This is a genomic window from Parachryseolinea silvisoli, from assembly GCF_021190955.1.
In the GTDB taxonomy this organism is placed as follows: Bacteria; Bacteroidota; Bacteroidia; order Cytophagales; family Cyclobacteriaceae; genus Ohtaekwangia; species Ohtaekwangia silvisoli.
Genome location: NZ_JAIOAO010000001.1, coordinates 2,278,069 through 2,291,455 on the forward strand (window position 1 = coordinate 2,278,069; position 13,387 = coordinate 2,291,455).

10 protein-coding genes are annotated in these 13,387 nt (G+C 46.6%); 4 read left to right on the forward strand and 6 right to left on the reverse strand.

Features of this window, described 5'->3' with window-relative positions; translation table 11 throughout:
- Positions 1-42 precede the first annotated feature (42 nt).
- Entirely contained in the window at positions 43-792 is a 750-nt protein-coding gene (locus tag K7P01_RS09440) for a ThuA domain-containing protein (protein WP_267292190.1), read from the reverse strand.
- A gap of 233 nt (positions 793-1,025) precedes the next feature.
- Between K7P01_RS09440 and K7P01_RS09445 the strand changes: the two genes are divergently transcribed.
- The 3 genes from K7P01_RS09445 (at position 1,026) to K7P01_RS09455 (ending at position 3,478) form a co-directional block, all read left to right on the forward strand.
- Positions 1,026-1,835 (forward strand): hypothetical protein, encoded by an 810-nt coding sequence (locus tag K7P01_RS09445; protein ID WP_267292192.1) that lies wholly within the window; start codon positions 1,026-1,028, stop codon positions 1,833-1,835.
- Between the two features lie 339 nt (positions 1,836-2,174).
- The gene (locus K7P01_RS09450; protein ID WP_267292194.1) at positions 2,175-2,750 is read left to right on the forward strand and encodes an RNA polymerase sigma factor; all 576 of its coding nucleotides are present in this window, start codon (positions 2,175-2,177) and stop codon (positions 2,748-2,750) included.
- Between the two features lie 2 nt (positions 2,751-2,752).
- The gene (locus tag K7P01_RS09455) at positions 2,753-3,478 is read left to right on the forward strand and encodes a tetratricopeptide repeat protein (RefSeq protein WP_267292196.1); all 726 of its coding nucleotides are present in this window, start codon (positions 2,753-2,755) and stop codon (positions 3,476-3,478) included.
- Between the two features lie 12 nt (positions 3,479-3,490).
- Here K7P01_RS09455 and K7P01_RS09460 read toward each other — a convergent pair whose 3' ends face one another.
- The 5 genes from K7P01_RS09460 to K7P01_RS09480 form a co-directional block, all read right to left on the reverse strand.
- Positions 3,491-6,217, reverse strand: coding sequence for a CHAT domain-containing protein (locus tag K7P01_RS09460; RefSeq protein WP_267292198.1), 2,727 nt, complete (start codon positions 6,215-6,217; stop codon positions 3,491-3,493).
- Between the two features lie 8 nt (positions 6,218-6,225).
- Entirely contained in the window at positions 6,226-8,199 is a 1,974-nt protein-coding gene (locus K7P01_RS09465) for a PKD domain-containing protein (protein ID WP_267292200.1), read from the reverse strand.
- A 118-nt stretch (positions 8,200-8,317) separates the two neighbouring features.
- A complete protein-coding gene (locus K7P01_RS09470) occupies positions 8,318-9,286 on the reverse strand; it encodes a hypothetical protein (protein WP_267292202.1) in 969 nt (322 codons plus the stop codon).
- A 296-nt stretch (positions 9,287-9,582) separates the two neighbouring features.
- Complete coding sequence (locus tag K7P01_RS09475) at positions 9,583-11,088, reverse strand: HAMP domain-containing sensor histidine kinase (protein ID WP_267292204.1); 1,506 nt, start codon at positions 11,086-11,088, stop codon at positions 9,583-9,585.
- Between the two features lie 10 nt (positions 11,089-11,098).
- Positions 11,099-11,809: a response regulator transcription factor gene (locus tag K7P01_RS09480; RefSeq protein ID WP_267292206.1), complete on the reverse strand. Its 711-nt coding sequence runs from the start codon at positions 11,807-11,809 to the stop codon at positions 11,099-11,101.
- 117 nt (positions 11,810-11,926) lie between these two features.
- Between K7P01_RS09480 and K7P01_RS09485 the strand changes: the two genes are divergently transcribed.
- Positions 11,927-13,222 carry a spondin domain-containing protein gene (locus K7P01_RS09485; RefSeq protein WP_267292208.1) on the forward strand — a complete coding sequence of 432 codons (1,296 nt, stop codon included), beginning with the start codon at positions 11,927-11,929 and terminating at the stop codon, positions 13,220-13,222.
- Positions 13,223-13,387: the final 165 nt, after the last annotated feature.

Consider the following 13,387-nt stretch of genomic DNA (forward strand, 5'->3'; position numbering starts at 1 on the left):
CCGGCATCGCTATACGTGCTGCAATTCCATCCGTGGGGCTGTCTATTTTTTAGATTGTTTGGCAGACCACTCAATGGCTTGCTGTATCAATTTCCGGAAATTCGGATTGGAATAACCCGATGGGCCGTGGCCTAATTGTATATATAGGACATCTGATTTACCGTAATGATTGATCCAGGCAAGATAGCGCATGCTTTTGGGATGCGTAGTACTCAGCAACGGTTTTACTTGCTGTAATATCTCCACGCCACCATACACTTCATCAACTATGTCAAAATCAGAAATGCCCCGGGTCACGGGGTGCTTTCTGTTTTCTACTTTCACAGGAATGTTCACATCGTGTTCGTAGCTGGTTTTTAATGTATCGCCATTTACCACTACCGGATGGGTGTGGTATTGTCCGCCTACGATTTGTAGGAATTCAGGCCAGTTCTGGTAACTCACCAACGAATGATGCAGGAAGATCATGGATGTGCCTTTTTTTAGTAAGCTGACATAGGCCTCCTGCTGCGCGGGAGCGATGGAATCGAGCATATCATAAAACACCAGGACATCATATTTATTTACATCGGATGAAGCGATGAGCGCATTGCCTCGTGGCTGAACCACTGTATCGTATGTAATGGACGGGATGGAATTGAAAACATCATAAAATGCTTCGTGTTTAAAGCCATGCCCGCCGCTGATGATAAGCACCCTGATCTTTTGTTGCTGTGCGAACGAAAAGTGGGTACATCCTGCGGTCAAAACGAGGAATATGAAGGCGGCCACAGAAGATGAAATCTTTTCCATCCAGTTAAACTACAAAAAAATCACTCCAAATAATCAGGAGGCGATAGGAATAATTAAAAATGCAACCTGACCAACAGGAGATCAAACTCCTTCGAAACCCATTAAATCATAACGAATACTTCCGTTCAAAAGTACCACCTCATTTTAAAATGAGCTATATTTAAAAATGCAGCAAAGAAAGTCTGCGGAGTTTTCCAAACCATGGGCAATTTCACAAACCTAAAAAGGAAATTATGAATACTCACGTTAGTAAAAGGCAAGAAAACAAAAGCACACCGCAAGCCAATCCCGTTTTCCAAAATAAAAATATTGATGCCCCCACTGTTGCCCAAAGAAAACTGCAAGAGATGGCAAACAACAGTCCACAGGCTAAGAAGGCGGCTCAATTGCGTACTATGGCTGCCAATTATGCTACGCTACGAAACAATAATAGTAAGGTAAAACAACTTGTAAAAGAAATCAATCATATCTCCAACGATATCTCTGGGGTGTGCGGTTATATGGCACTCCACGCTGCATTCACAGCGTTAAACCCTGCTTACTTTGGTGGAAAAGATTGGAGTGAATTTAAAAAAACGAATCCTACAATTTTGGCAAATGATGCTACCTCAATATGTACAATCCACGAACTATTAGTATCGATAGAATATTACAATTTTGTGGGAGTAGTCCATGAATTTAAAAATGGCCCCGAGCTGGTAGCGGCATTGGAAAAAACCGCAGAGAATCCGGTGCTAATAGGTCATACGCTCTTAAATGTACCGCAAAGATCAACACATGAGGTAAAAACGGCAGGAGATCTGGCCCATTGGTCTGTGATTTCAAAGGTCAAAGACAATCTCATTACCATGTGGGATAACTGGTGCGATGGCGGGCCAGGAGAAAGAGATAAACCCTACGAGATCGATACCGAAGACCTTGCAAAGAAAAGTCTTGTTTTAGAAGGCCAAACACATGAATATCCTTTAGTCAGCGATAGTAAGAAAAAAGAAAGGAGAGATTTGGATATCCATGGACGTCTAGTGGAAGTAAGACTAAAATAAAGACGGGTACAATTGGGCGCTATCTTATCCTAACCACTCGTTTATCTACGAGGTAAGCCGATGAAGAACTACATTTTGCTTGGTGATCGCTGATGAAGCTGATTGGCCGAAAATGGTCGGGGATTTTGCACGCATCGTCAAAGCTCACCACAACAATCTCTTGTTATAGTAGCACTCCCCCCGCATAGCACACCCGTAGTAAAATCAGACAAATTTGTCAAAAAGGACTGGGATCCACCAGAATTCCCTAAAACGATCTATTGATCTACAATTTGGTTCTGAAGGAGACTGAATCTATCTTTATACGCGATGTATATCGCCTCAATTTAGAACTTTTTTATGGACGGAAAGAAGCCACACGCTGACCAGCGTTATATCGACGCTATACGTGAAAATAACAGTGACGTGATTCGGGAAATCTATAAAAAATACTCCGGTAAAGTGGTCGCCTTTATTCATAAAAACAATGGAGATACCGATGAGGCCAGAGACATTATACAGGAAACCCTGATTACCATCTATCAGCAAGCGGGCAACAGCCTAACGCTAACGTGCCCGTTTGATGCCTACTTTTTCCTGCTTTGCAAACGCAAATGGTTCAATAAATTAAAAGAGAAAAAAGGGGTAACAATCACCGAGGAGGCTTTATCTGTTCATGATGACAGCCTGCTACATGTATTGGAAACCGAGACCTTTGAAGCCAAAAAAGATCTTTTCGAGTCCAAATTCGAGGAACTGGGAGAGAAATGCCGGGAATTGCTTCGTTTGTCTTTTGCCTTATCCTCACTGGAAGAGGTGGCCAGTCAACTAAACGTGACCTATGGGTATGTCCGAAAGAAGAAATCGCTGTGTATGGGAGCCCTGACGGAACTGATTCACAATTCTCCGGCCTACAAGGCATTAAAAAGTAATTGAGTATGAACGAGGAAACCTACCTGTCTTTTGATCGCTATCTGGCCAATGAAATGCCTGCGGACGAGCGAGCTGCTTTTGAGTTAACCCTCCAATCGGATACGACGCTTGCCGAAAAGCTGCGCATCTATCAGGAGGTGCAGGAAATAGTGGGACCTCGCTACCAGCGACAGGAACAGGAATTTGATTTCCGAAAAAACCTGGCATCGATCGGCAGCGAAGAGCTCGTGGAAAGGACGGGGCGGACTGTGAAGATGAACTGGTATATAGGCGCTGCCGCTGCCAGTATTGCGCTCATTTGTGCATTCTTCTTTTATACTTCCTTCTCAACGCCGGAATACAGTGACTATGCACATTACGAACCGCTGGCGTTGGTAGAAAGAGGTAATGAAGACGCATCTATCCTAAAGGCACAACAAGCTTTTAACACCCGGCGATATGCGGACGCCATGGAGGCAATCAACGCCCTCTTGAAACATGATGACAAAAATGATGCGCTCAAGATATACAAAGGAATTTCGCTGCTTGAACTTGACCGCGTAGCAGAAGCCAATAGCCTGTTTACGGAAGTAAGCAATTCATCATCCATCTATAAAGACAAGGCATTGTGGATGCTCGCTCTTAGTGCCCTGAAACAGAAAGACTATAAAACGTGTGAGGCCTTCCTTAATAAAATCCCCGCAGGGTCGCCAGAACACAAACAGGCGCAGGATTTATTAGATAAACTGTGACGAAAATACATCTCACGCTGCGGTATTGTATCTGCGCTTGTATGTTCTATATATAAAAACAAAAATAACAAGGAGGAGTACTGCCAGTGATATAAATATCAGTGGCGTAAACGCGGTATCTATAGGTTGCGTTTCCAAGCTTCCATAGTACACAAAGCCGGCCCAGTAGTAAGGTGATTTACTTGCATTGTCGATGGCATCGTCTTGTAGATAATCTTGTCTTGCCAACCGCAGGGCTTCCGCTTTGTTGCCACTGGAAAAGTACTGACGATAAAAATTACCCATGAGGGTCGCCGTTGAATTGTCGTTTACTTTCCAGAGGGAGAAGATGGCATTGCGAATACCCGAAAACTGGAAGCCGTGTGCCAGGCTAATAGCACCTTCTCCTTTTACCAAAACACCGACTCCCGTTTCGCATGCGCTTAGCACCAGCAGATCGGCCTTTAGGCTTAGGCCATAGATGCGTGGCAAGTATAGGGTGCTGTCGCTAAACATAATGGATGGCGGTGCGGCGCCCGTGCCCGATGAGGCGTGCGTGGAAAGATGGATGATTTGAAACTGGCTGGCCTGTTCTAAAAATGCATGTTGCGTGGCCGCCCGGTTGAGTAGAAACAAGCCATCCGTTTGATCCTGAATGTCATCAGCCTCTTTTACGGAATAATCCAGCTGCAGCGCACTGTTGTGAAAAACAGGAAAAACACCCAGTACACTTTTCCTATTGAGCGCAACAGGAGGCCTGGCGGTACTCGCGTAGATAGATGCTGAGGGCTGGTAGGCTATCGTGTATTTTTTCAGCAACCACGGAAAATTTTGGTAGGTAGTGCCGGATGTCTTTTCGTACAGCAGTGCATCGAACGGAATGAGGCTCAATACACCATCGGGCACAAGGATAAGGTGCGGGGTGGAAAATGGCTTCGTTAGGTGAAGCGACCGGGCTACTTCAAGCGCCAGATCTTTATATTGTTCAACCTGATTATTGATAACAGAAGCGTTTTCAAAACAACCATGCAGTGCGAGCACATTTTGTTTCAGCAATCCGATTGTTTCTACTCTACTCATCTGCACCGAGTTCTGATCGACACGAAATATGTAGAGTGCACGCGTACCGAAAAAATATTCCACTACCGTAGCATCGTCGGCTTGAAGCCGGTGCTGAATATTCTGTATTATTTCAGGCTGAAACGAGTCGGCTAACGTCCGCGCTGGATACTTTTTTTCAAGCGCTTGCGCAATTTCCTTCTGCGTGACGGCATTTGCCGTCTGTTGCGCTGTGAGCTGGTGAATATAGGCTACATCGGCCTGTTCTTGCCTCATTTGCTCGGTTACGATCTCGCTGGCGAGAATTGCCTGCTTATACCGTAATTTAGTTTCCGCTTTTACCAGCGTATCCTGCTCCTGACGTTGGCGCCAATAACGATCTTCGCTGTTCTCGCGAAGTATCATTGCTTTTGTTCGCTCTGCAAATTGAAAGGCCTCTACTGCATACCGGCTATCGTTCGTTTCTTCCAACAGCACATGCAAAAGTTCCAGCGCCTTTTCGGTCACATTTCTATTTTCGGCTTGCTGAATCAATTTGGCTTCATCGTAATTATAGGTATCGCGTAACAGATCTTCGGCTTTAAACCGCAGTTTGTAACAGGCCAGGGACTTTCCCGGGGCATTCAATTTCGTGTATGCCACAGCCATACCGTCCAACGTTTCTTTTATTGCATTCTCTGCATAGAAAGCGCTTGCGTCCGGTAATTCTTTTTTTTCTGGATCATACTGCGGAATGAGCCATGTAAATGATCGCTGATATCTGACGAGCGCTTCCTGGTATTGGCCGCAGGCCACCAGAATGCCTGCATGAGTATTGGCGAGTTTAGCCAGCTCGCGATTTTTAAAAAGCTTGCTGTTGGCTGCGCCCAGCGTCTGTGCTCTCTCTATCCACATAAGGGCCTTTATGGACTGACCATCGGCAAGGCTAATAGCAGCGAGGAGCGTGTACACATTGACGAGGGTGGGGAGCGCATCGGGCCACTGGTGTTGCTGGAATACTGAAGTCGCGAGATTTGCGTATTGACGGGCCTTTGTGTGCGCTCGAAGATCTGCATGATTTCTGGCCAGGTTGTAATAAATCAGCATCTTCTTTTCGGCCGGCACGGGAGACATGGTTAGCGCCTGCTGTAACAACAGTATTGCTTGCTGGTACTTACCTGTGTCGTGGTAAATAATGGACAGATTAATACAGGCAGAAATTCGCTGCCCGTCATTCCTTTGTTGTTCGGCCAGGTAAAGATAGCCTTTCACAATGTTCGCGGCACTGGTATAGTCTCCCAGTATACTATAATTATTACCCAGTGGTTTCAGGCAGTATTCGATAATATCAAAACCGGTAAGCGCCTGACTGGAAAATAAACGGGAGGCTTTTTCGTACGCATAAATGCCTTCATACACATTGCCATATTTTGTAAGGTAATAACCCTGATTGCAAAGCAGCACAACATAGGCCAGGTATTCTTCGCGGGAAATTAACGGTCTCCAGCGTTCTTTTTCGTAGGTGGTAAAAAGAATAAGATTCTCTTCTGTAGGATTCTTTAAATATTCGTCGACAAACGCATAGGTGTAATTTTCAACATCGTCTTTTTGGCGCAACACCGAAAGGCTTTTTTGAAACGCTTGATCTGCTGCTGGTGGGGATTGGGCCAATCCCGACGTAATTGAAAAACCCAACAACAACAAATACCAGGATAATCTCATGGCAGCAGTTAAAACTTCCAAAGTACGTAAAACTGCCACTGCTCCCTGGGGGCGGTGAAATAATACGCATATCGAACACCCGCCGTGGGCCCAATCCGGGCAGCACCCAGTGTCATATCGGCAAACACGGCCGGGCGGAGGTTGGTGAAGGAAGCGGTCGTCTCTTCTGTGCTATTAAAATTCAGATCGGGCCTTGGCTCTCTGAAATTTTCTTTTTGCCTCACAAAATAATTCTCATGAATTGCCTCCTCTTTTGTCTTTTCCGAAAGATTAACACTGAGCTGAACCCCCGTACCGACACCAATAAACGAGTTGATGGTGTAACGGTAGGATATGGGCACGACATAAAGCTGTACGCTGGTGAATTTGTTTCGCTGCGATACATCGAAAACACTAGCCACCCCATTGTCTACCGACGCTGTATCGGCGCGATAAAGTGAATCGGAATGGGTGTGAATACCCACCATCAATTCGGCCTGTAGGTAGCCATGCTGTGATTTGAAGGGAGAAAGTGTAACCCCTACAAAACCGCCTTTTGAATTCTTTAACGTTGGGTAATATACATACCCGGCTTTTGCCCCAAGGGATAGACCTGGTTTAAAACGCGTGGTGGCCCGGTTCGTTAAAATAGGATCATTCTTATCGAAGATGATTGCTGTACGGCTCTGCGTTTTCGATTTAGCGATCGATTCGCGGAAGCGCAGCGTATATTTTACAAACCCCTTCGTAGAATCATAATCGACTTCTTCTTTCTGGTTACTGCCGGGCAGGTAAATGTTTTTAAAATGAAACAGAATCTGGTTGTTACTAAAAGTTGTATCCAGGCAGCTGATGGTCGATTGTTTGTCTGGGCAAACGGGGCAGACGGGATACATATCCGTTACCTGGAGTGAGTGCGGATCATATGCTTCGGGCACCGCTACCTGCAGCTTGATTGAATGTGCCGGGCCTTCTCCATTATTCTGAAAACGAATTTTAAAATCGATGTTTTTATTCTTATAGAAACGATAGTTTAACCGGGTGTCGGATACAGACATTTTATTCGGATCGTGTGAGGTAACGATTTCCATCTCCAGCGTTTTGCTTTTATGATTGTCCGCTCCCCTATCGGGCACGTAGATACCTTTTACGGTAATGATTGCACTGGTATCTTTCAGCATTTCGGGCGTCGTTGTGAGTGAATAAAACACATTGCGACTTTCCCGTGCTCCCATATCGTTGAATTCGAGTGCATGTACTGTGCGATACTCCGCCCGGGCGGCCTCTAACGCCAGGGACAGCTGTAATAATGACCCCTCGTCGGATTTCTTATCCGCTTCTGGCAAAAGCGTTATCTTATTGCTCGCCCACAGCGCACCGGGATCATTTGTATCCATACGAGAAGCAACTCGTACCACATCCTGCACTTCCGTCTCCCCGTGATGTGTGCGGACTTCCGTGAGCTGAAAATTATCGGCCTTATATTTTCTTTCGTTGAAGAACAGATATAGTTTACCGTGGGCCGGATAGTCGTTATCATTTTGATAACGTACGATAACCACCATTTCCTCACCGGGTACCGGCGCTCGATTGCTCTTTAAGTCAAATCCATCGGGCAGCACTGGTTGCACCGGGTTGGTGTCATTAAATGTGATTTTCTTTACAGGCACCTTCTGCGGCCGGCTTGGCGGTGGTTTTCCATTGTCGTAGTTATTCGTAGTCCATAGTCGAACCGTGTAGTCGCCTGTTTTTTTATACACGTGCTCAGGCGATGCCTCTTTGCTATACGCTCCATCGCCGAATTCCCAATAGAATGTATAGAAGGGAGCCGGCGCTCCCGGAATAGGCTGAAGCGGCGGAGTTATAGCCGAAAACTTTACTTTGTTATCGTCACCCGCGGGCTGTATGCGACTTTCTCTTTTGACCGTATCTTGTTTGACAGCATGCTGTCCCAAAACAGAAAACGAGAGAAGGCAAATACTGATGACCACTGTAATTCTCATCAGAATAATTTTATTGTGCAATATGCAAGTTATTCCATTTTTTCCAATTCCAAAAGTCCCCTCTCCAAACAGAGAAGGGACTTTTTTTGATTAAGCCAGCACTAGTCAGTGGGTGGTATTAGGGAAGCGCGTCGATCAGTGTGATTAATGCGGCCTCGGTAGTGGGCTGAAGCTCGGTAAACGTTTCTACATGCTCGGCGCCGATCGTTGCAGGCCTGATGGCGTAGTACCACTGCCCGTCTATGACCGACACCATAATGAAGTGCACTTCAAGACCAATCGGAACCTGGCCATAGTGTTCCGTAAAAAGGGATGTGGCTGAATCGTAACGATCGAACGAGGCCAGCGCGGTAGGTTCTCCGTCGTACGACAGGTAGACCGAGCAGTTGGTATTATCATAGCCTTCGGGCACGTCTACAAAGAGTGTGGTTTTGGGGCGTGGATCGCTGTACCAGCGGTCAATGTTTGTCCATCCAAATTGATTCTGGAATATGTTATAGGTAGTCTGGCCAACTTTCATATCGCGATCTTGCTGTCTCCATACGTTTTTGCAAACTCCATCCTCACATTGCTCCACCCCGATAAAAGGTTTCATTTCCTGATCGATGCCACCTGTTTTATCGGCAGGGGCCTCGATCTGAAATGTACCATTTAATACCAGCTGCTCATCACCTTGCTTTGCGTTGACAAAAAACTCGCCGCCTGAAATCAGCGTGGCTATATTGCCGGAAGCATCTATGCCCTGGGTAGTCATGTTTGTGAGCAGCATTTGTGATTTCTTATAAATCTCTACCAACTCTATGGTTACGTTACCGGTTACTGCATCTCCATTTGATTTGAAAAATGTATTGGCATAAAAAGAAACAATGGTACCATCTTCGCCTTCTATCTCTCCGCCGCCGGCATCGAGTGTAAAGGTCTGTTTTAGTGCAGCGACCTGATCCTGATGTACGGTGCTGATCTTATCATTTTCTCCTGGCTTGATGATTACGGGGGAGGTGTCATCGTTATTATCATCGCAGCTTACACTGCCCATGGCAACGAGGCCTGCGAATAAAAAGGAGGTAAAATAGTTGTGCTTTTTCATGGTTTGATTTTTTGATTACACCCCTAGATCAAACCGGTTGAAAATTGTTACCCCTGTTTTGTGTGCCATCTTCTCATTTCTTCAAAAAGGAGCGAATTTGAGTGAAATAAGCAGTTTTATTTCGCGTTCAAACAACGCAGCAAAGCTTTTCGACGGTCCATATTTGCTTTCCGTTCTCGCATACGAATCATCTTTGCAGCATGGCAAGCAGTATGATGAAAGCAATTAGAATTCGTGAGTATGGACAACCGAAGCCAAGGTATGCCGTAATGCACACCTTACGAAAGCCGCTCCTGCTATTGAGGTAATAGCGGGGCCGAAGGCAACGTTTTGTCAGCGAACGGTAGAACAAATTTGAAAGTAGTCCCCTTGCCGGGCTGGCTCATGACCTCGATAGCCGACTGATGCAGTTCCAGAATCTTCTTGACGATGGCCAGTCCGATTCCCATTCCTTTTTTTGGCGTCGGAACTCCGTCCAATTGCTTATAGCGCTCGAAAATATAAAACTGGTCTTCAGATGAAATTCCGATACCCGTATCTACTATTTGAACCTTTACTCCACTATTATCTCTTGTAAGTTGGATGGTAATATCGCCACCGTCAGGTGTAAACTTGAACGCATTGTCAAGTAAATTCTGAAACACCCGTTCGGTAAGGGCGATGTCGGCAAACACGGGACTTAAGTTGCTGGGCGAGTTCAAGCGCAAGTTGATGGAACATTCCGTGGCTTTGAGTTGATAGGCCATCAATATATCGGATGCCAGCTCATCAAGTCTAAAAGGCTCTTTTTGTGGTATAATTACGTTGCCCTCCAGCTTGGCGTATTGGAAAAGTTGCTCAACGAGCCCCGAGAGTTTCTTCGCACCGTCATGCACTACCGCCAAATACTTGTCTTTGTCACTTTGTGTCAGCACATCCTTTTTCATCATCAGCGTTTCGACATATCCCTGCATGATTGACAACGGCGTTCTGAGATCGTGCGAAACATTGGCGATCAGTTCCTGACGGAACCTGTCGGTGGCTGTGATCTTTTGGATATTGTCGACAATCACATCGGCCATGTCATTGAATGTGGACGTTAGCATACCCAGATTCCCCTGCGCGTATCCTTTGATGCGGGCTGAATAGTCGCCCTCCTTGAAACGCTTGACTGTGCCCGCAATGATACAGATGCTGTCGGTAATGAGAAAAAAGGTCACGACACCTACAATGAATGCCGCGAGCAGAGCAGAAAAGAAAATGTAGATACTGAGGCGGGTATAGAAATGATCATTGAGGGCGCTTAATATCTCCTTTTGCCTTTGACTAGACAACACAGCGTATACGTACCCAACGAGGTGGTTGTTCTCATATACCGGCGCAGCAGAGAAGATACTCGGCTCGCCCGGGTCTTTGGGATTGTCGCCCATGGGATACACCTTATCCTGTGTAGTAAGCCATTGCCTAATAGTGGCCATATCAACGTTATGTATCTGTACCGTTGTATCAGGCACGACGTAGTCCACGATCCGGCCCGTTGTATCAAGCAGATAAACTTCCACACTGGGATTCGCGACCATAGTGGAATGGATGATGTCGTGGGTGACGGTGGTGTCGGGTTTGCCGTTTTTAAAAGGCTGCGTGAATACCGCTAAATGGTGCGCCAGGTCGCCGTAAAGTTGCTGGTGTGCCGTGGTGTAATAGGTCTTTGAAAATCCGGAGGCGATAGCCACGAATGCAATGCCCAGTATGATGAGCAGCAAGGTGAACACTCCGGCAATTTTCCAGAAGAGAAGATTTCCCCGGATTGTTTTGACCGACATAGGTATGTTGTTAAAGGTCTTCGTTAAACCTGTAGCCCACGCCCCAGGTTGTTAAAATGAATTTCGGGTTCGAAACATCGCCCTCGATCTTGCTGCGAAGGCGGTTGATGTGGCTGTTTACGGTATGCTCGTATCCTTCGAAGTCATAGCCCCAGATCAGGTTCAATAAATTCTTACGACTGTAGCTCTTGCCAGGATTTGATGCCAACAGCGTAATGAGATCGAATTCTTTTGGTGATAGCTCGATGCGCACATTGTTCAGTGTCACCTTCCTCTTATCGGCATCTATTTTTAAATCGCCGTACGTCATAATGGAAGAGGCTGAAGGGCCGCCTTCCGGGCTATGGTGGCCTTCGCTTCTGCGGAAGATAACTTTCACCCGTGCAATGAATTCCCGGATGCTGAACGGCTTTGTGAGGTAGTCATCGGCACCCGTTTCAAGCCCCATAACCTTGTCGATTTCTTCCGACCGTGCCGTCAGCATCATGATGGGCGTCTGCCGGTCGGCCTGTCTGATCTTTCGACATACCTCCATGCCATTGAGGCCGGGTAGCATAATGTCGAGAATGATCAGGTCGAAGGCACTGCTTTTTGCGGCATTAAGCCCGAGGTGCCCGGATGATGCTGCGGTTACTTCACAACCAAGGTCGCGAAGATGAATGGTGAGCAGCTCTACGATGTCGCTGTCGTCTTCTACGATTAAAATCTGCTTGCTGGCCATACGACAAAATTGATAAAAAAAGCAATAGCAGGCTGTGATACTTTTGTTACAATTCCGCAACCGCGATGGGATACTGTTTCTTTTGCTTTGAGTCATTAATCATTAAATCAATCACGCATGAAACAAAACATAGTTAAATCAATTGCGGTGCTTATGGTGGCACTTGCCGGAGCATCGTGCAGTGACGACGACGACGCTATGACGGAGTCCACTACGATTACGATAGAAAATGTGCTGGACAGTAAACCACTTGTCGAATCGGGCAGCTTCAAGGGCACGGGCACACCCCCGGTGATATTGCCTGGGCAATCGGTATCTTTCTCGTTTTCCGCCGCGAAGAACCAGCGGCTCACATTCGCTACGATGTATGGATGGAGTAATGACCTTTTCTTCGCGCCCGAGAACCCCGGTATTGCACTATACAATGACAACGGAACTCCCATCACCGGCGATGTATCATCACACGTCAGGTTGTGGGATAATGGAACTCGCGTAAATCAGGCTCCGGGCGCTGATGTGTCGCACCCTGGTGCTGCCGAGACTGCCACAAAGAATATTAAAGAGGTAAACGGCACCGACGACTATGGTCACGCGTATCTGCCCGCTTCGCAGCTAATGAAGTTAACGCTGAACTACAATGGAAATTCAATGTTTACGCTCACAATCATGAATAATTCGGGCGGCACAAACAACGAAACGCCGTTTAGCCCTGGCGTATGGGCCATCTCCTATGTTGCCGGCGGAAACTTATTATTGCCGGAGCCGGTCTATTCGAAGGATAAACTTGCTGCAAATGGTCTTACCAACATTGCCGAAGCCGGTGATAATGCGGCATTGAATACTTACCTCGCCGGATTGACCGGTACATTCACACCGTTATCACCTGTGCTTGTAGTGGTGTACAATGGAGTTGAAAATCCGTTTTATAAAACCGGCGAGAAAGACAGGGGCATGGGTTTGAAAGAGCTGGCGCAGAAGGGAGATGGGAGTATGCTCGCTGCTGTGTTAGAAATGACGCCCGGCGTGAAGGAAGTATACCTTTTGAAGGACATAGACAACACGGTGTTGCTACCCAGGATCAATGGTGCTGCGGGTGGTAAGGTCTCACAGCAACTTACCGTTGCCAAAGGCGACCGGATTGCTCTGGCGACCATGTATGGATTTTCCAACGATTGGTTTTTTGCGACTACGGGAGCGGACCTCGATGCAATGCAGAAGGGCGACGTCTCTTCCAACATAGGGTTGTTTGACAACGGCACCGCCATCAATCAATACCCCGGTGCGGGCATTACCCAGTTCAATCTGGCGGGCACACCGCTGGTGGAGAACAAGGATATCGTTGCCGTGCCAGGCACGAATGAATTTACAATGCTACCGGCAACAAGTAGTATTATTAAGGTCACACTACAGTAAATCGAAAAGCACCAAGGGGAATCTTTCCTGGAAAGGATTCCCCTTGGTTACCCTTTCTAAAGCTGGACAAAACTTATCCACTAAATGTTCATAACCGCTAACATAGCACAGGCACAAAGTGCTGCAATATTCTCGACTGATGCGTCTTTTCTTAAATCCCCCGTC

Coding starts and splice junctions, on each gene's coding strand:
- K7P01_RS09440 (WP_267292190.1), bottom strand. CDS start 792: ATGGAAAAGATTTCATCTTCTGTGGCCGCCTTCATATTCCTCGTTTTG.
- K7P01_RS09455 (WP_267292196.1), top strand. CDS start 2,753: ATGAACGAGGAAACCTACCTGTCTTTTGATCGCTATCTGGCCAATGAA.
- K7P01_RS09480 (WP_267292206.1), bottom strand. CDS start 11,809: ATGGCCAGCAAGCAGATTTTAATCGTAGAAGACGACAGCGACATCGTA.
- K7P01_RS09485 (WP_267292208.1), top strand. CDS start 11,927: ATGAAACAAAACATAGTTAAATCAATTGCGGTGCTTATGGTGGCACTT.
- K7P01_RS09445 (WP_267292192.1), top strand. CDS start 1,026: ATGAATACTCACGTTAGTAAAAGGCAAGAAAACAAAAGCACACCGCAA.
- K7P01_RS09475 (WP_267292204.1), bottom strand. CDS start 11,088: ATGTCGGTCAAAACAATCCGGGGAAATCTTCTCTTCTGGAAAATTGCC.
- K7P01_RS09470 (WP_267292202.1), bottom strand. CDS start 9,286: ATGAAAAAGCACAACTATTTTACCTCCTTTTTATTCGCAGGCCTCGTT.
- K7P01_RS09460 (WP_267292198.1), bottom strand. CDS start 6,217: ATGAGATTATCCTGGTATTTGTTGTTGTTGGGTTTTTCAATTACGTCG.
- K7P01_RS09450 (WP_267292194.1), top strand. CDS start 2,175: ATGGACGGAAAGAAGCCACACGCTGACCAGCGTTATATCGACGCTATA.
- K7P01_RS09465 (WP_267292200.1), bottom strand. CDS start 8,199: ATGAGAATTACAGTGGTCATCAGTATTTGCCTTCTCTCGTTTTCTGTT.